Below are 17,134 nucleotides of genomic sequence, written 5' to 3'. Positions count from 1 at the left end.
ACTACCGGGATGGACCCGCTCGCCCAGCTCCTCGCCGCACCGCCCGACCTGCCGGTGGGCCGTCACCTGGTCGAGGTGGTCGCCGCCGTGCGCGCGGAGGGGGCCGTCGTCGTCCAGGCACCGCCCGGCACCGGCAAGACGACGCTCGTGCCGCCGGCCCTCGCGGTGGCCCTGGAGGGTGCCTCGGACGGCCGCGTCGTCGTGACGCAGCCGCGGCGGCTCGCCGCCCGGGCGGCCGCCCGCCGGCTCGCGTCGCTGCTCGGCGAGGACCTCGGCGGCACGGTCGGCTACACGGTGCGGGGCGAGTCGCGGACGTCGCGACGGACCCGGGTCGAGGTCGTCACCACCGGCACGCTCGTCCGCCGGCTCCAGCGCGACCCGGAGCTGCCGGGCGTGGCGGGCGTCGTGCTCGACGAGGTGCACGAGCGGCACCTGGACGACGACCTCGCGCTCGCCCTGCTGGCGGACGTGCGCGAGAACCTGCGCGACGACCTCGCGCTCGTCGCGATGTCCGCGACGGTCGAGGCGGGGCGGACGGCGGAGGCGCTCGGCGGGGGAGCGCGGCCCGTCCCCGTGGTGCAGGTCCAGGGCGGCCTCCACCCGGTCGACGTCGTCTGGTGCCCCGCGCGCGGTCCGCGCACCGACGTCCGCGGTACGTCGCCCGCGCTGCTCGACCACGTGGTCGCCACCACGCACCGCGCGCTGCGTGAGCGCACGGGCGACGTGCTCGTGTTCGTCCCCGGCGCGCGCGAGGTGGACACCGTGTCGGGCCTGCTGGCGCGCGGGCTCTCGGACGTCGACGTGCGCCCGCTGCACGGCCGCCTGCCCCCGCACGAGCAGGACCGGGCGCTCGAGCCCGGGCCGCGGCGCCGGGTCGTGGTGTCGACGGCGGTCGCGGAGTCGTCGCTCACGGTCCCGGGCGTCCGGGTCGTCGTGGACGCGGGGCTCGCGCGCGAGCCCCGCACGGACGTCCGCCGAGGGCTGCCCGGGCTCGTGACGGTGGCGGTCAGCCGGGCCGGCGCCGAGCAGCGCGCGGGGCGGGCCGGGCGCGAGGGCCCGGGGGCGGTGTACCGCTGCTGGTCGGAGGGCGACCACGCGCGCCTCGCGCGGCACCCGGAGCCGGAGATCCGCACGGCGGACCTCACCGGCTTCGCGCTCGAGCTCGCGTGCTGGGGGGCTCCCGACGGCGCGGGGCTCGCGCTGCTGGACCCGCCGCCCCCGGCCGCCTGGGCGGCCGCCCGCGAGGTGCTGCAGGGGCTGGGGGCCGTCGGGCCCGACGGCGTGACGCCGCTCGGGCGCCGGATCGTCTCCGTGCCCGCCGACCCGCGCCGCGCCCGCGCCCTGCTCGACGCTGTCCCCGAGGTCGGCCCGCGGCTCGCCGCGGAGGTCGTGGCGCTGCTCTCGGAGGACGTGCGCGTGCCCGGGGCCGACCTGCCGGCGGCGCTGCGCGCGGCGCGGCGCGGTGGCCCGGGGACCGGCGCGTGGGCCGCGCAGCGCGACCGCCTCGAACGGGTGGCACGCGCCGCCGCGGCCGAGGACGGCTCCGCCCGGGGAGGGGGGCCCGCCGCACGGTCCCGGCTGACCGACGACGCCGCCGTCGGGTACGTCGTCGCGCTCGCGCACCCCGACCGGCTGGCCCGACTGCGACCCGGCGGAGAGACCTACCTCCTGGTGTCCGGGGCGGGCGCGCGCCTGCCCGCGGGCTCGCCGCTGCAGGGCGCGCCGTGGCTCGCGGTCGCGGACGTGGACCGCACGGCGGGCCGTGCCGACGCCGTCGTGCGGTCCGCCGCGCCCGTCGACGAGGCGACGGCGCGAGCCGCTGCGGCGCCCGCGCTGCGCACGAGCGGCGTCGCCGCGTGGACGGGCGGGCGCGTGCGCGCCGCCCGGGTCACCACGCTCGGCGCGATCGAGCTCGCGCGCGAGCCGTGGCGGGACCCGCCGGCGGACCTGCTCGCGGCGACCGTGCGCGACGGGCTGCGCCGGGACGGTCTGGACGGCCTCCCGTGGTCCGACGGCGCACTCCGGCTCCGGGACCGCCTGCGGTTCCTGCACCGGGTGCTGGGCGACCCGTGGCCCGACGTCGGCGACGAGGCGCTCCTGGACGCCGTCGACGTCTGGCTGGGGCCCGACCTCCCGGCCGTCGCCCGGGGCCGGGGCACCGACCTCGCCGGGGCGCTGCGCCGTCTGCTGCCCTGGCCGGAGGCGGCGCGCCTCGACGCGCTCGCGCCCGAGCGGCTCGAGGTCCCGAGCGGGTCACGCGTGGTGGTGGGCTACGACCAGGACCAGCCGGTGCTCGCGGTCCGGCTGCAGGAGACGTTCGGCTGGACGAGCACGCCCCGCGTCGCGGACGGCCGCGTGCCCGTCCTGCTGCACCTGCTGTCCCCGGCGGGTCGACCCGCGGCGGTCACGGCGGACCTGGCCTCCTTCTGGGCGCAGGGCTACCCGCAGGTGCGCGCCGAGCTGCGGGGCCGCTACCCCAAGCACGCGTGGCCGGAGGACCCGAGCACCGCCCTGCCGCTGCGGGGCACGCCGCGCCCGCGCCGCCGCGACGCCTGAGCCGGGGGAAGGCCCTGGTCCTCACGACGTACGCCCCCGCTGCGGGAAGTCGTTCGTCGGGATGACGACGCCGCGCGCCGCGACGCGGAAGACTCGTCACCGGGCGCGGCGCTGCCGGGCGGGAATCCTCAGGGGCGAACCGGGGGTTTCCCTGATGGTCGACGTCGTCGCGCTCCGTAGGCTTGTCGTGGCGCAGGACGCCCGACCTGCCGCCGCCGCCCGCCTGGCCTCCCCGCCAGCCGACGAACGAGGACGCCGTTGCCCGACGCCGTGTCGACCTTCCTGGAGAATCTGGAGACCTGGATTCTCGCCCTCGCGGCGTCCGCGTGGATCTATCCCGCGCTGTTCGGCTTCGCGACGATCGACGGGTTCTTCCCGCCCATCCCGAGCGAGTCCGTCGTCATCACGCTCGCCGTGTCCGCGCACGCGACCGGCGAGCCGAACCTGCTCCTCGTGCTCCTGGTGGCCGCCGCCGGAGCGTGGACCGGCGACCAGATCGCGTTCTCGATCGGTCGCGCCATCGGCACCGACCGCGTCCGGTTCCTGCGCTCACCACGGGGCCGCAAGGCCGTGGCATGGGCGGAGCGGGCCCTCGCCCACCGTGGGGCGTCGTTCATCCTGGCCGCGCGCTACATCCCCGTCGGGCGCGTCGCGGTGAACATGACGGCCGGCGCCGTGGGCTACCCGCGCCGCCGGTTCATGGCGTTCTCCGGGATCGCGGCCGTCACCTGGGCGGTGTACTCGGTCCTCATCGGCCTCGTCGCGGCGCAGTGGCTGGGCCACGAACCGCTCCTCGCGATGGTCGTGGGCGTCGTCCTGGGGATCGCGGCGGGGTTCGTCATCGACCGCGTGCTCATGATGCGCGCGCGCCGCAAGGGCGAGCTGCCGCAGGCCGAGGGCCCGGCGTCCCCGGCGCCGGAGACCGCGGACGAGCCGAGCACCTCGGAGAACCGGCCGGGCGCGGCACCGCGCGCCTCGTGAGTCCGCGGGGCACCCGTCGGCCGCGCGTCAGAGCTTGCGCAGCCGGACCCGCTGGACCGAGTGGTCCGAGCCCTTGGTGAGCACGAGCGTCGCGCGACCCCGCGTCGGCAGGATGTTCTGCTCGAGGTTCGGGGCGTTGATCGCGTCCCAGATCGACTTCGCCTTCTCGACCGCCTGCTCGTCCGTGAGGTCGGCGTAGCGGCGGAAGTACGACTCGGGCCGGGCGAAGGCGGTACGGCGCAGGGCGAGGAACCGGTCCACGTACCACTGCCGGATGTTGCGCGTGCGCGCGTCGACGTAGATCGAGAAGTCGAAGAAGTCGGACACCGCGACCGTGGACTCGTCGTGCGCGCTCGGCCGGGCCGGCTGGAGCACGTTCAGCCCCTCGACGACCAGCACGTCGGGCTTGCGCACGACCGCCTCCGCGCCGGGGACGATGTCGTACGTGAGGTGGTCGTAGACGGGCGCCTTGACCTCGGCGTGGCCCGCCTTGACCTTGGACAGGAAGCGGATGAGCGCGCGCCGGTCGTAGGACTCGGGGAAGCCCTTGCGGTCCATGAGGCCGCGGCGCGCCAGCTCCCCGTTGGGGTAGAGGAAGCCGTCGGTCGTGATGAGCTCCACGCGCGGCGTCTCGGGCCAGCGGGCCAGCATCTCGCGGAGGACGCGCGCGGTCGTGGACTTGCCCACCGCGACCGAGCCCGCGACGCCGATGACGTACGGCGTGTTGCCCGTCTCCTCCCGGAGGAACGTCGACGTCGCCTCGTGGAGCCCCGACGTCGCGGTCACGTAGAGGTTGAGCAGGCGCGACAGCGGGCGGTACACGGCGTCGACCTCCGCGAGGTCGATGGGGTCGCCGAGGCCGCGGAGCCGGGTGACGTCGTCGTCCGTGAGCGGGAGCGGCGTCGACTCCGACAGGCGGCTCCACACCGCCCGGTCGAGGTCGACGTACGGGGACGACGACGGCGCCGCGAGGTGGGCCGGCAGGAGGTCGGACGGGTCGTCGACGGGGGAGGACACCCGCCTGATTCTGCCGGATGCGTGCGGGTGCCCGCGCACGGCCCGCCAGCCGGGGACGTCGGGTGCCGCCGGGCAAGGCGGGCTCCATCCGTGCCGGGACGCGCGCCCCGCGCTCAGCGCGTGGCGTCGCGGGACCGTGCGGGCCGCCGGCCGCGTGCGGGCTCCGGGGTCGGGCCGGTCCCGGGCAGGGCGAGGCCCGGGAGGCGGGACATGAGGGCGAGCGCGTCGGCCGGGGCGTGCGCGTGGACGTCGTTGTCGAGGTAGACCTCGACGTCGTGGCCGGCCTCGCACCAGCCCCGCACCCGCGCCGCCCACGCGTCGAGGACGTGCGGCCGGTAGCCGCTCGTGTACAGCGAGGTGTCGCCGTGCAGGCGCACGTACACGAGGCGGCTCGTGACCGCCTCCACGAGCGGCCAGCGACCCGCGCCGTCCGAGATCGCGAACGCCACCCGGTGGCGTCGGAGCACGTCGAGCGCCTCGGCGCTCGCGAACGACGCGTGGCGCGGCTCGAGCGCGTGGACCAGGGGACGGTCGGCGCCCACCTCGGTCCAGGCAGGCGCGCGGAGGCGGTCGTCGTGCTCGCGGGCGAGCCGGGCGGCCTCGGCCGTCGACCGGGGCAGGAGGGCGAGGAACTCGTCGAACAGCCCGGCGTCGAAGGTCGTGCGTGCGGGGAGCTGCCACAGCACGGGACCGAGCCGGTCGTCGAGGGCGAGCACGCCGCTCGCGAAGAAGTTGGCGAGGGGCGTGCGCACGTCCCGCAGGCGCTTCATGTGGGTGACGAAGCGCGGGCCCTTGACCGCGAAGGTGAACCCCTCCGGCGTCTGCTCTCGCCACGCGGCGAACGACGACGGCCGCTGCAGCGAGTAGAAGGACCCGTTGAGCTCGACCGCGGGGAACACCGACGCGACGTGCTCGAGCTCGCGGCGCTGGGGCAGGCCGGCGGGGTAGAACGGGCCGCGCCAGTCGGCGTAGCGCCATCCCGAGAGGCCGATCCGCACGGTGGGCACGAGACCCAGCCTCGCCGGACACGGCGCCGTACGCGCGCGGGGTGCTTTTGGCAGCGGGCCTGACGAAAAACCGCGGGATCGTGCGCCCGCGGAGGGGCCGGCGTCCGTGGATAGACTCGATCACCATGTGCGGAATCGTGGGCTACGTAGGCCCTGGAAGCATGGTCGGAGAGGCCTCGGGGCGACCCCTCGACGTCGCTCTCGAAGGACTCGGCAGGCTCGAGTACCGCGGCTACGACTCGGCGGGGGTCGCGCTCGTCGCGCCCGGGATCGACGCCGTCGCGTTCGCCAAGAAGTCGGGCAAGCTCGCGAACCTCGTCGAGGAGATCGACCTGCACCCGCTCCCCGCGGCGACCGCGTCGATCGGTCACACGCGCTGGGCGACGCACGGCGGCCCGACGGACACCAACGCCCACCCGCACCTCGCGGACGACGACCGCCTCGCGGTCATCCACAACGGGATCGTCGAGAACTTCGCCACCCTCAAGTCCGAGCTGCTCGCCGAGGGCGTGCAGTTCCGGTCCGAGACGGACACCGAGGTCGCGGCGCAGCTGCTCGCGCGCGCCTACCGCGAGACCACGGACCTCACGCTCGCGATGGGGCAGGTGGCCCGGCGCCTCGAGGGCACGTTCACGCTCCTGGCCGTGCACGCCGACTCGCCCGACACGGTGGTGGGCGCGCGGCACGACTCCCCGCTCGTCGTCGGGATCGGCGACGGCGAGAACTTCCTGGGCTCCGACGTCGCGGCGTTCATCTCCCACACCAAGGAGGCGCTCGAGCTCGGCCAGGACCAGATCGTCACGATCACCCCGACGTCGGTCGAGGTGACCGACTTCGACGGCAACCCTGCCGAGGCCAAGCGGTACACGGTCGACTGGGACGCGGCCGCCGCGGAGAAGGGCGGCTTCTCGTCCTTCATGGACAAGGAGATCCACGACCAGCCGCACGCCGTCGCGGACACCCTGCTCGGCCGGACCGACCCGTCGGGCAAGCTCGTGCTCGACGACGTGCGCATCGACGAGGCCGTGCTCCGGTCGGTGGACAAGATCATCGTCGTCGCGTGCGGCACGGCCGCGTACTCGGGGCACGTCGCCAAGTACGCGATCGAGCACTGGTGCCGCATCCCCGTCGAGGTCGAGCTCGCGCACGAGTTCCGCTACCGCGACCCGATCGTCGACGAGAAGACGCTCGTCGTGGCGGTGACGCAGTCGGGCGAGACGATGGACACGCTCATGGCCGTGCGCCACGCGCGCGAGCAGGGCGCCAAGGTCATCTCCATCGTCAACACGCACGGGTCGACCATCCCGCGCGAGTCGGACGCCGTGCTGTACACGCACGCCGGTCCGGAGATCGCGGTCGCCTCGACCAAGGCGTTCCTGTCGCAGATCACCGCCGCGTACCTCCTGGGCCTCTACCTCGCGCAGCTGCGCGGCAACAAGTTCCCGGACGAGATCTCGGCGATCCTCGAGGACCTGCGCGACATGCCGCGCAAGATCCAGACCGTCATCGAGCGCGGCGAGTACGTCCGTGCGACCGCCCGCTCCATGAAGGACGCGACGTCCGTCCTCTTCCTCGGCCGCCACGTCGGGTTCCCGGTCGCGCTCGAGGGCGCGCTCAAGCTCAAGGAGCTCGCGTACATCCACGCCGAGGGCTTCGCCGCCGGCGAGCTCAAGCACGGTCCGATCGCGCTCATCGACGAGGGGCAGCCGGTGTTCGTCGTCGTGCCGTCGCCGACGGGCCGCGAGGGCCTGCACTCCAAGGTCATCTCGAACATCCAGGAGATCCGGGCGCGCGGCGCCCGCACGCTCGTCATCGCGGAGGACGGGGACGACGCCGTGCGCCCCTACGCGGACGAGATCTTCTGGGTCCCCGAGTCGCCCACGCTGCTCTCGCCGCTGCTGGCCGTCGTCCCGCTCCAGATCTTCGCGATGGCCCTCGCCACGGCCAAGGGCCTCGACGTCGACCAGCCCCGCAACCTCGCGAAGTCGGTCACGGTCGAGTAGTCCTCCGCCGCACCGTCGGACGCCGAGCAGGTGGTCCTGGTTCGTCCGGTCTCCCGGACGAGCCAGGACCACCTGCTCGTGGTGGTGAGATCGCCTGGTGGGGGGACCGGGAGGGAGGACGGCCCCCGTAGGGTGGGCGCATGATCAAGGGCGTGGGGATCGACGTCGTGGACGTCGCGCGGTTCATGGAGACCCTGGAGCGCACGCCCCGGCTCCGCGAGAAGCTGTTCACGGCCGCCGAGCGGGACCTGCCGCCCGCGTCGCTCGCCGCGCGGTTCGCCGCCAAGGAGGCCATCGCCAAGGCGCTGGGCGCCCCGGCGGGCATGCGCTGGCACGACGCGACGGTGCACCGCGTCGTCGGGGGCCCGCCGGAGGTCGAGATCACGGGCACGGTCGCGGCGCGCGCGGACGCGCTGGGCATCACCGCCTGGCACCTGAGCATCTCCCACGACGCCGGTATCGCCTCGGCCATGGTCGTCGCGGAGGGCTGACCGCCCGCCGCGCGCTGTGGGCATGCAAGAGGCCCGGTTCTCGACCGAGAACCGGGCCCCTTCACGCCCACACGGTGCGGCGGTCAGCGCTGGAGGGCCGGGATGACCTGGCGCTGGAAGAGCTCGAGCTGGTCGCGGTCGGTCGCGGCGAACGGGAAGTAGCCGATCGCGTAGCCGAGGCCCTGGTCGCGCAGGCCGGTGAGGGTCTCGACGATCTGCTCCGGCGTGCCGACGAGCGGGCCGTTGCGCCACGAGGCCACGTTGTCGTCCGCCTTCTCGGGGAAGTACCGGCGCGCGTGCTCCTCGATCCGGTCCAGCCGGTCGGCGACGTCCTGCGCGGTCTCGCCGATGACGACGTTGTAGTTGGCCGACCGGGTGATCTCGCCGAGGTCGCGGCCGAGGTCGCGGCAGTGCTGCGCGAGCACCGCGGACTTGTGCGCGAAGCCCTCGGGCGAGCCGTCGAAGTTGGTGTACTGCGCGTGCTGCGCGGCGATCCGCAGCGTCTTCTTCTCGCCGCCGCCCGCGATCCACAGCGGGATGCTCGGCCTCGCGCCCTCGCCGTCCACCACGACCTGCTGCAGGGGCTGCGGGTAGCACAGCGCGCCGTCCACCTGGTAGCGCTCGCCGTCGAACGTGCCCGACGACCCGGTCCGCCACATGCGGGACATGATCTGGACGCCCTCGTCGAGCGCGCGCAGGCGCTCGCCCGCGCTCGGGAACCCGTACCCGTACGCGCGCCACTCGTGCTCGTACCAGCCCGCGCCGATGCCCATCTCGAGCCGCCCGCCGGAGACGTGGTCGACGGTCGCGGCGACCTTGGCCAGGTACGTCGGGTCGCGGTAGGCCATGCACGTGCACATCTGGCCGAGGCGCACGCGCTGCGACGCCGCCGCGAAGGCGGCCATGAGCGTCCACGCCTCGTGCGTCGCCTCGGTGCTCGGGGTCGGCGTGGTGTGGAAGTGGTCGTAGACCCACACGCCGTCCCACGCGAACTCGCCGCCGGGCAGGGGCTCGCCCGCGGCGGCGTTGTCGGCGTAGTGCAGGAGGGAGAGCATCGTCTTCCAGTGGTCCTCGGGTGCGACGTCGACGAGGTCGTAGCGCCAGCCCTGGGGGATGAAGAGTCCGAATCGCATGGTCGTCACCCTATGCGGGTCCGTGCGACCCGCAGCGCGCCCCCGCGCGTCGTCTCACCGCTCGGTCGCACCGCTGCGCCGGCGCCGCCGCGCAGGCGACGAGGGCGGACGGTGGGCAGGATGAGGTCATGATCGAAGCCTGGTCCGCCGCCGACGTGCGCGCCGCCGAGGAGCCGCTGCTCGCCGCGGGCGTCCCGCTCATGGAGCGCGCCTCGTTCGCGCTCGCGACGATCGTCGCGCGCGACGTCGCACGACGGCGGTCGGTCGCCCTGCCGGACGGCGGCCGTCGGGACGGGCGCGTCACCGGCGCCCGGGCGGTCCTGCTCGTGGGGTCGGGCAACAACGGCGGGGACACCCTCCACGCGGGTGCGTACCTCGCGCGCCGGGGCGTCGAGGTGCTCGCGGTCCTCACCGGAGAGCACGCGCACGCGGGCGGGCTCGCGGCGCTCCGGGACGCGGGCGGGTCCGTCGAGGTGCTCGTCGGCAGCCCCGACGACCCGACGCGCGCGGGCCGGCCGCACGACCACCTGGACCCGCACGTCGCCGACCGGGTCGCCGCGCAGGTCCGGCGGGCCGACGTCGTGCTGGACGGCCTCGTCGGCATCGGCGCCCGGGGGCCGTTGCGCGGCGTCGCGGCGGACCTCGTGCGGCGTCTCGCCGCGCTGCTCGACGGCGGCGTGCCCGCCGACGACGCGCTCGGCGGCGACGGTGCGTCCGACGAGGGTGGCGGGCGTCGCGTCGGGCCCCGGGGGCGGCCCTGGGTCGTCGCGGTGGACGCGCCGAGCGGGGTCGGCGTGGACGACGGCACGGTGCCCGGGCCGGTCCTGCGCGCGGACCGCACGGTGACGTTCGGCACGGCGAAGCCCGGCCTCCTGCTCCCCCCGGCGACGCACCTCGCCGGCCACGGCGCGGTCGTCGACATCGGGCTGCGCCTCGGCGCGCCCGCTCCGGACGGCGGCACCGCGGCGCCGGTCGTCCGCCGGCTCGAGCCCGCGGACGTCGCCGCCCTCTGGTCCGTGCCCGGCGCGACCGACCACAAGTACACGCGCGGCGTCGTCGGCGTCGTCGCGGGCACGCCGACCTTCCCGGGCGCCGCGGTGCTCGTCGCGAGCGCCGCGGTCCGCACCGGCCCGGGGATGGTCCGCTTCCGCGGGCCCGACGACGTCACGCGCGCGGTGCTCGCCGCCCGGCCCGAGGTGGTGCCCGCGGCGGGGCGCGTGCAGTCCTGGGTGCTCGGGCCCGGCGTGCCGCCCGCGCCCGGGCCGGGCGGCGACCCCGTGGACGACGGCGGCCAGCACGAGCGGGTCCGGGACGCGCTCGCGGCCGCGACCGGTGAGCTCGCCGCCGAGGACGAGGGGGAGCGGGTGCCCGTGGTCGTCGACGCCGGGGCGCTGTCCCTGCTGCCCGACCGCTGCCCGCCGTCGGTCGTGCTCACCCCGCACGCGGGGGAGCTCGCGACGCTGCTGCGGTCGCGCGGTGACGACGTGTCGCGCGCCGACGTCGAGGCCGAGCCGCTGCGGTGGGCACGGCGCGCGCACACGGCCACCGGTGCGACGGTGCTGCTCAAGGGGTCGGCGACCGTCGTCGTCGGGCCGGAGGGCGCGTGGTCCCAGGCGGACGCGCCCGCGTGGCTCGCGACCGCCGGCGCGGGCGACGTGCTCGCCGGGATCCTCGGCACCGTGCTCGCGGCGCACGCCGCCCGGATCCTCCGGGAGCCGGGGCTGGCCGCGGAGCTCGCGGCCGCGGCCGCCGTCGTGCACGGTCTCGCGGCGGAGCGGGCGAACCCGGGCAGCCCGGTCGCGGCGCTCGACGTCGCCGACGCGGTGCCCGCCGTCGTCGCGGGGCTGCTCGCCGCACGCTGAGCGGCGCGGCGCTCTCCTGGCACCGGCCGGTCACCACGGGTCCGAGGCCCGTGGGCGGCCGACAGGTCCGGGCGCGGCCCGCCGGTACCGTGGTGGGCGTGGTCCCCCTCCCCGTGCGCGACGGCCTCAACCCCACGCGCCTCGTGCTGCCGCACGACGCCGAGAGCGTCGCGCGGTACACGCGCACGCTCGACTACGTGCGCCACCGGTTCCCGGACGACGCCGCACGCCTGGCCGAGAAGGTCGCGGCGGGCGAGGTCGTCGACGGGCGCGGACGGCCGGTCGACGCGACCACCCCGTACGAGCCGCGCGGCTTCGTGTTCCTCTACCGCGACCCGCCGGTCGAGCCCGAGGTGCCGTTCGAGGTCCGCGTGCTGCACCGCGACCGGGACCTGCTGGTCGTCGACAAGCCGCACTTCCTCGCGACGATCCCACGCGGTGCGTACGTGGCGCGGTCGGTGCTCGTGCGGTTGCGCCGCGACCTCGACCTGCCCGACCTCAGCCCCGCGCACCGGCTCGACCGCGTCACCGCGGGCGTCCTGCTGCTCACGCTGCGACCGCAGGTGCGCGGCGCGTACCAGGAGCTCTTCGCGCGGCGCGAGGTGCGCAAGACCTACGAGGCGGTCGCGCCCTGGGACCCGGCGCTGGACCTGCCCGCGACCGTGCGCAGCCGCATCGTCAAGCACCGCGGCGTCATGCGCGCGGAGGAGGTGGACGGCGAGCCCAACGCCGAGAGCCGCGTCGACGTGATCGAGACCGACCCGGCCCGCGGCCTCGCGCGCTACCGGCTCGAGCCGCACAGCGGCAAGACGCACCAGCTCCGGCTGCACATGGCCCGGCTGGGGGTGCCGATCGTGCACGACAACTTCTACCCCGAGCCGTACGACGTCGCGCCGGACGACTACGCGCGCCCGCTCCAGCTCGTCTCGCGCTCGCTCGCCTTCGCCGACCCGCTGACCGGGCAGCCGCGGCGCTTCGAGACGGACCGGACGCTCGGCGCCTGGTGAGGGTGGCGGCCGGACCGGCGGCGTCCCGGTGACGCGACCCGAGGACCGCGAACCGGCGCGCCCGCTCCCCGGGGGGCGACGGTGAGAGAATCGTCCACCGTGAGCGACACCCAGCGCACGACCCCGACCGGCGCACCCGCCGGAAACCCGGCCGCACCCGCCCCAACCCCGGCAGCTCCCGGCTACCCCGCGCGTGCCGTCGTCGACCTGGCCGCGGTCCGGGACAACGTCCGCGCCCTCGCCGGGCACGCGCCGTCGGCCCAGGTGATGGCCGTCGTGAAGGCCGACGCCTACGGGCACGGCCTGGTGGCGAGCGCGCTCGGGGCGCTCGCGGGCGGTGCGACGTGGCTCGGGACCGCGCAGCCGAGCGAGGCGCTCGCGCTGCGTGCGGCGGGGATCGGGGTGGACCGCGCGCGCGTCCTCACGTGGCTCTACCCGCCGGGCGCGCCGCTGCGCGCGCTCGTGGAGGCGGACGTCGACGTGTCGCTCGCCGCGCGCTGGGCCGTCGACGAGGTGGTCGCCGCCGCCCGTGCCGCCGGCCGGACCGCGCGCGTGCACCTCGCGGTCGACACGGGCCTCGGCCGCAACGGGATCATGCCCGCCGACCTGCCCGACGTGCTCGCCGCCGTCGCGCGCGCCCAGGCCGAGGGCGCGGTCCACGTCGTCGGGCTGTGGTCCCACCTCGCGTTCGCGGACGAGCCCGGGCACCCGAGCGTCGTGGCACAGGCCGACGTGCTCGACGAGGCCGTCCGGCTCGCGGAGCGCGCGGGCGTCGCGCCCGAGCTGCGCCACCTCGCGAACTCCGCCGCGACGCTCACCGCGCCGCGCACCCACTACGACCTGGTCCGTCCGGGGCTCGCGGTGTGGGGGATGACGCCGGTGCCGCAGCTCGGCCCGCCGTCGCGGTACGGGCTCCGGCCCGCGATGACGCTCGAGGCGCGTCTCGCGACGGTCAAGCGCGTGCCGGGCGGGCACGGCGTCTCCTACTCGCACCACTACACGACACCGCGGGACACGACGCTCGGGGTCGTCCCGCTCGGCTACGGCGACGGGATCCCGCGGCACGCGTCGGGTGGCGGCCCCACGGCCGCGCCCGGTGGCCCGGTGCTCGTCGGCGCACGCCCCGGGGCGGACGGCGGCCGCGTCCTGCGCGTCGCGGGGCGCGTGTGCATGGACCAGCTCGTGCTCGACCTCGGCCCTGCCGCGACCGAGCGCGCGGGCGACGTCGTCACGCTGTTCGGCGCGGGCGACGGCGTCGAGCACGACGGCGTCCCCACCGCCGAGGACTGGGCGCGGGCCGCCGGGACCATCAGCTACGAGATCACGACGCGCCTCGGCACGCGCGTGCCGCGCGAGCACGTGGGGACCGACGTGCTCGACGACGGCGCGCGGGCGCTGCTGGCCGACGACCCCAGCCAGGACGAGACCACGGAAAGGACGGTCCGCGCATGAGCGACGACCCGACCCCCTCGACGCCCGCCGCGCCTCCTGCGGACGCGGGGGCGGAGACCGCGACGGGCACGTCGTCGCAGGCGGCGCGCGACGTCGTCGTCCTGCCCGACGCCGAGGCGACGCGCGCGTTCGGCCGCGCCCTCGCCGGCGTGCTCCGCGCGGGCGACCTCGTGATCCTCACGGGCGACCTCGGTGCGGGGAAGACGACGCTCACGCAGGGCATCGGCGCCGGGCTCGGCGTGCGCGGGCAGGTCGCGTCGCCGACGTTCATCGTCGCGCGCGAGCACCCGTCGCTCGTGGGCGGCCCGGCGCTCGTGCACGTGGACGCGTACCGCCTCGGCTCGCTCGACGAGGTCGACGCGCTCGACCTCGACTCGAGCCTGGAGGAGTCGGTGACCGTCGTCGAGTGGGGCAGCGGGCTCGTCGAGGCGCTCGCGGGCGACCGGCTCGAGATCGTGCTCGAGCGCCCGCGCGGCGACGCGACCGGGGACGGGCCCGGCGGCGCGTCCGACGACGAGGACGCGCCCGAGGCGGGCGCGCGCCGGGTGACGGTGCGCGGCGTCGGTCCGCGCTGGGCGGACCTCGACGTCGCGGCACTGTCCCGCTAGCCCGCTCGCGAGGAGGACGTCGCGGTCTCGGCCGTAGGCTGGGGCCGTGGCTGTTCTCGCGCTCGACACCTCCGCCTCCGTCACCGTCGCCGTCGTCTCCGACGACGGCGCCCGTCTCGCCCGCCGCGACGCCCCGGAGCGCCGCCGGCACGCCGAGGCGCTCGCCCCGCTCGTCGAGGAGGCGCTCGCCGAGGCCGGGGTCGACCGCCGCGACCTCACGGCCGTCGCCGTCGGCACGGGCCCCGCGCCGTTCACGGGCCTGCGGGTCGGGCTCGTCACCGCCCGGGCGCTGGGCTTCGCGCTCGGCATCCCCGTGCTCGGCGTCCCGAGCCTCGACGCGATCGCCGCCCAGGCGGTGAGCGACCTCGGCCTCGAGCCCGACGACGAGCTGCTCGTCGCGACCGACGCGCGCCGCCGCGAGGTGTACTGGGCGCGGTACCGCGTCGTCGCGCACGAGGGCCCGCACGCCGTGCCGGTCCTGGAGACCGTCGCCGGGCCCGACGTCGGGCCGGCGGCCGCGGTCGCCGAGCACGCCGCGGGCGCCGTCGTCGTGGGGGAGGGCGGCGAGCTCTACCCGGACGAGCTCGACGCCGCCGAGGACGCGCCGCAGGTCCCCGACGCCGCCGTGCTCGCCCGGCTCGCGATCGCGCGCCGGGCCGCGGGCGCCGACCAGCCGACGGAGCCGCTGTACCTGCGCCGCCCGGACGTCCACGAGGCCGCCGCACGCAAGCGCGTGAGCGACACCGTGCCCGCCCCGACGCCCGAGGCGACCCGATGAGCGCGCGCCGCTACGAGATCCGCCTGTGCCCGCTCCGGGCTGCCGACCTCGACCGCGTCGTCGAGCTCGAGCGCGAGCTGTTCGGGCGCGGCGCCTGGACGTACGGGATGCTCGCCGACGAGCTCGCGGGCCTCGGACGCTGGTACGTCGCCGCCGAGCCCGTGCGGCTCTACGCCGCCGGCCCGCAGCCCGTGGTCGGCTACGCGGGCCTGTGGTTCGACGGCGACGTCACGCAGGTCATGACCCTCGGCGTCGACCCCGCGTTCCAGCACCAGGGCGTCGGCTCGACCCTCCTGGAGGCGCTGATCGCCCGCTCGCGCGACCTGGGCGCGAGCGCGGTGCTGCTCGAGGTGCGGGTCGACAACGACCCGGCGCTCGCGCTCTACGCGAAGTACGGGTTCGAGCAGCTCGGCATCCGCAAGCGCTACTACCAGCCCGAGGACGTCGACGCCTACACGATGCGGCTCGAGCTCGGTGCGACCACGACGCCCGACGGGCCGGACGCGCCGGACTACGGGACGGCGTCCGAGTCGGGCGCCGTCGCGTGACCGCGTCCGCGCCGCGCGGCCCGGGCCTCGGCACGGACGACCGCGGGTCCGACGCCGCGCGCCGTGACCGTGTCCTCGTCACCGCGGCCGCCCTGGCGGCGGCGCTCGCGGGCGGACGCCCGCCCGTCGTGCTCGACGTGCGGTGGGCGCTCGGCGTCACCGACGGGCGCGAGCAGCACCGCGCAGGGCACGTCCCGGGCGCGGTCTACGTCGACCTCGAGAGCGAGCTCGCCGCGCCGCCCTCGGCCGCGGCGGGCCGGCACCCGCTGCCCGACCCCGCCGACCTCCAGGCCGCGGCGCGGCGCTGGGGCGTGCGCGCGGACCGGCCGGTCGTCGTCTACGACGCCGTGGGCGGCACGTCCGCCGCGCGCGCCTGGTGGCTGCTGCGCTGGGCCGGGCACGAGGACGTCCGCATCCTCGACGGCGGGCTCGCGGCGTGGCGGGCCGCCGGGCACGCGCTCGACGAGGGCGAGGTGCGGCCCGAGCCGGGGGACGTCGTCGTCACGCCGGGCGGGATGCCCGTGCTCGACGCCGACGGCGCGGCCGGCCTCGCGACGTCCGGCGTCCTGCTCGACGCGCGCGCGGGCGAGCGCTACCGCGGCGAGGTGGAGCCGGTCGACCCGCGCGCGGGACACGTCCCCGGCGCGGTGAGCGCGCCGACGACCGACAACCTCGCCGCGGACGGGACGTTCCTGGACCCCGCCGCGCTGCGCGCGCGGTTCGCGGCCCTGGGGGTCGCGGACCCGGGGCGGGAGCCGGACGCGACGCGGCCCGCCGTGGGCGTGTACTGCGGCTCCGGCGTGACCGCGGCGCACGAGGTCGCCGCGCTCGCGACCCTCGGCGTCGACGCGGCGCTGTACGCGGGCTCGTGGTCGCAGTGGTCGAACGACCCCGCGCGGCCCGCCGCGCCCTGACGCGGGCGGCCCGGACGCGCGCGAGGCGGCACCCCGTGGAGGGGTGCCGCCTCGCGCGTACGGGTGGGACGGTCTCAGAGGATCTCGGCGACCTGGTGGAAGTCGAGCCGGGCCTGGCGCGGGAAGTGCGCGCCCTCCTCGGCGGGGTAGCCCACGTTGATCGCGACGAGCGTGCGCCAGCCGGACTCGCCGAAGAACTCGGCGTCGATCCCCGCCGCGTCGAAGCCGGTCATCGGGCCGACGGACAGGCCGGCGGCGCGCAGCCCGACGATGAGGTAGCCGATCTGGATGAGCGCGTTGGTGCGGGCCATGCCCTCGCGCAGCTCGGTCTGCGGGTCGAGCTGCTCGGTCATGCCCTCGCGGAACGGCGCGAGCGTGCCGAGGTGCTGGTGGAACGACGGGTCGGCGGCGGCGATGACGGTCACGGGCGCGGCGAGCGTCTTGTCGCGGTTGAAGTCCGCCATGTGCGCGCCGAGGCGCTGCTTCGCCTCGGGCGTGCGTACGACGAGCAGGCGCAGCGGGAGCGTGTTCATCGCGGTGGGTGCCCAGCGGACGAGGTCCCAGGCCGCCTGGATCTGCGCGTCGGTGACGGGCTCGTCCGAGAAGGCGTGGGTCGTGTGCGCGTCGCGGAACAGGCGGTCCGCGGCCTGCGCGTCGATCGCGAGCTGGTCGGCGAGCTCGTTCGGCGCGGCAGGGGACTCGATGAGGGTGTCGGTGCTCATGACCGGACCAACGGTTGAGCGTTGAATCATCTTCCCGACAGACGGTGTGACGTGG

General features: G+C 76.5%; 15 protein-coding genes. 11 read left to right on the top strand and 4 right to left on the bottom strand.

The features are described 5' to 3' along the window. The first annotated feature begins 9 nt into the window (after positions 1 to 9). Entirely contained in the window at positions 10 to 2,556 is a 2,547-nt protein-coding gene (gene hrpB, locus ACTJIY_RS13360) for an ATP-dependent helicase HrpB (protein ID WP_440674337.1), read from the top strand. Positions 2,557 to 2,814: 258 nt separating this feature from the next. Continuing rightward, a complete protein-coding gene (locus ACTJIY_RS13355; RefSeq protein ID WP_253050824.1) occupies positions 2,815 to 3,537 on the top strand; it encodes a DedA family protein in 723 nt (240 codons plus the stop codon). A 27-nt stretch (positions 3,538 to 3,564) separates the two neighbouring features. Here ACTJIY_RS13355 and coaA read toward each other — a convergent pair whose 3' ends face one another. Then, complete coding sequence (coaA, locus tag ACTJIY_RS13350; RefSeq protein WP_440674338.1) at positions 3,565 to 4,554, bottom strand: type I pantothenate kinase; 990 nt, start codon at positions 4,552 to 4,554, stop codon at positions 3,565 to 3,567. A 113-nt stretch (positions 4,555 to 4,667) separates the two neighbouring features. Next, the gene (locus ACTJIY_RS13345) at positions 4,668 to 5,561 is read right to left on the bottom strand and encodes a DUF72 domain-containing protein (protein WP_440674339.1); all 894 of its coding nucleotides are present in this window, start codon (positions 5,559 to 5,561) and stop codon (positions 4,668 to 4,670) included. Between the two features lie 125 nt (positions 5,562 to 5,686). Between ACTJIY_RS13345 and glmS the strand changes: the two genes are divergently transcribed. Both glmS and ACTJIY_RS13335 read left to right on the top strand, forming a co-directional pair. Then, complete coding sequence (glmS, locus tag ACTJIY_RS13340) at positions 5,687 to 7,564, top strand: glutamine--fructose-6-phosphate transaminase (isomerizing) (protein ID WP_440674340.1); 1,878 nt, start codon at positions 5,687 to 5,689, stop codon at positions 7,562 to 7,564. Positions 7,565 to 7,704: 140 nt separating this feature from the next. Next, positions 7,705 to 8,055: a holo-ACP synthase gene (locus tag ACTJIY_RS13335; RefSeq protein WP_253050828.1), complete on the top strand. Its 351-nt coding sequence runs from the start codon at positions 7,705 to 7,707 to the stop codon at positions 8,053 to 8,055. An 83-nt stretch (positions 8,056 to 8,138) separates the two neighbouring features. On the opposite strand, the gene ACTJIY_RS13330 is transcribed toward ACTJIY_RS13335, so the two are convergent. After that, the gene (locus ACTJIY_RS13330) at positions 8,139 to 9,188 is read right to left on the bottom strand and encodes a TIGR03560 family F420-dependent LLM class oxidoreductase (RefSeq protein WP_440674341.1); all 1,050 of its coding nucleotides are present in this window, start codon (positions 9,186 to 9,188) and stop codon (positions 8,139 to 8,141) included. Between the two features lie 128 nt (positions 9,189 to 9,316). Here ACTJIY_RS13330 and ACTJIY_RS13325 point away from each other — a divergent pair, with 128 nt between their 5' ends. The 7 genes from ACTJIY_RS13325 (at position 9,317) to ACTJIY_RS13295 (ending at position 16,357) form a co-directional block, all read left to right on the top strand. Continuing rightward, the gene (locus tag ACTJIY_RS13325) at positions 9,317 to 11,050 is read left to right on the top strand and encodes a bifunctional ADP-dependent NAD(P)H-hydrate dehydratase/NAD(P)H-hydrate epimerase (protein ID WP_440674342.1); all 1,734 of its coding nucleotides are present in this window, start codon (positions 9,317 to 9,319) and stop codon (positions 11,048 to 11,050) included. Positions 11,051 to 11,148: 98 nt separating this feature from the next. Further along, complete coding sequence (locus tag ACTJIY_RS13320; protein ID WP_374614302.1) at positions 11,149 to 12,057, top strand: pseudouridine synthase; 909 nt, start codon at positions 11,149 to 11,151, stop codon at positions 12,055 to 12,057. Positions 12,058 to 12,264: 207 nt separating this feature from the next. Then, positions 12,265 to 13,509: an alanine racemase gene (alr, locus tag ACTJIY_RS13315; RefSeq protein ID WP_253051420.1), complete on the top strand. Its 1,245-nt coding sequence runs from the start codon at positions 12,265 to 12,267 to the stop codon at positions 13,507 to 13,509. Then, complete coding sequence (gene tsaE, locus ACTJIY_RS13310) at positions 13,506 to 14,117, top strand: tRNA (adenosine(37)-N6)-threonylcarbamoyltransferase complex ATPase subunit type 1 TsaE (RefSeq protein WP_440674343.1); 612 nt, start codon at positions 13,506 to 13,508, stop codon at positions 14,115 to 14,117. The genes alr and tsaE overlap by 4 nt, the downstream gene beginning before the upstream one ends. Before the next feature lie 46 nt (positions 14,118 to 14,163). Next, positions 14,164 to 14,895 carry a tRNA (adenosine(37)-N6)-threonylcarbamoyltransferase complex dimerization subunit type 1 TsaB gene (tsaB, locus tag ACTJIY_RS13305; protein ID WP_440674344.1) on the top strand — a complete coding sequence of 244 codons (732 nt, stop codon included), beginning with the start codon at positions 14,164 to 14,166 and terminating at the stop codon, positions 14,893 to 14,895. Then, positions 14,892 to 15,443: a ribosomal protein S18-alanine N-acetyltransferase gene (rimI, locus tag ACTJIY_RS13300; protein ID WP_440674345.1), complete on the top strand. Its 552-nt coding sequence runs from the start codon at positions 14,892 to 14,894 to the stop codon at positions 15,441 to 15,443. Before tsaB ends, rimI begins: the two co-directional genes overlap by 4 nt. A gap of 92 nt (positions 15,444 to 15,535) precedes the next feature. Beyond that, complete coding sequence (locus ACTJIY_RS13295; RefSeq protein ID WP_440674375.1) at positions 15,536 to 16,357, top strand: sulfurtransferase; 822 nt, start codon at positions 15,536 to 15,538, stop codon at positions 16,355 to 16,357. A gap of 74 nt (positions 16,358 to 16,431) precedes the next feature. Here ACTJIY_RS13295 and ACTJIY_RS13290 read toward each other — a convergent pair whose 3' ends face one another. Next, positions 16,432 to 17,079 (bottom strand): malonic semialdehyde reductase, encoded by a 648-nt coding sequence (locus ACTJIY_RS13290; RefSeq protein ID WP_253050835.1) that lies wholly within the window; start codon positions 17,077 to 17,079, stop codon positions 16,432 to 16,434. Between the last annotated feature and the right edge of the window lie 55 nt (positions 17,080 to 17,134).

The organism is Cellulosimicrobium sp. 22598, assembly GCF_052044445.1.
Classification (GTDB): Bacteria; Actinomycetota; Actinomycetes; order Actinomycetales; family Cellulomonadaceae; genus Cellulosimicrobium; species Cellulosimicrobium cellulans_G.
Note: the sequence above shows the minus strand (reverse complement) of the source record. Positions and strands in the feature narration are given on the sequence as shown.

Bases quoted from the DNA above. Each gene is read 5' to 3' on its own strand.
- hrpB (WP_440674337.1), top strand. From the start codon at position 10: ATGGACCCGCTCGCCCAGCTCCTCGCCGCACCGCCCGACCTGCCGGTG.
- glmS (WP_440674340.1), top strand. From the start codon at position 5,687: ATGTGCGGAATCGTGGGCTACGTAGGCCCTGGAAGCATGGTCGGAGAG.
- ACTJIY_RS13335 (WP_253050828.1), top strand. From the start codon at position 7,705: ATGATCAAGGGCGTGGGGATCGACGTCGTGGACGTCGCGCGGTTCATG.
- ACTJIY_RS13330 (WP_440674341.1), bottom strand. From the start codon at position 9,188: ATGCGATTCGGACTCTTCATCCCCCAGGGCTGGCGCTACGACCTCGTC.
- ACTJIY_RS13325 (WP_440674342.1), top strand. From the start codon at position 9,317: ATGATCGAAGCCTGGTCCGCCGCCGACGTGCGCGCCGCCGAGGAGCCG.
- tsaE (WP_440674343.1), top strand. From the start codon at position 13,506: ATGAGCGACGACCCGACCCCCTCGACGCCCGCCGCGCCTCCTGCGGAC.
- rimI (WP_440674345.1), top strand. From the start codon at position 14,892: ATGAGCGCGCGCCGCTACGAGATCCGCCTGTGCCCGCTCCGGGCTGCC.
- ACTJIY_RS13290 (WP_253050835.1), bottom strand. From the start codon at position 17,079: ATGAGCACCGACACCCTCATCGAGTCCCCTGCCGCGCCGAACGAGCTC.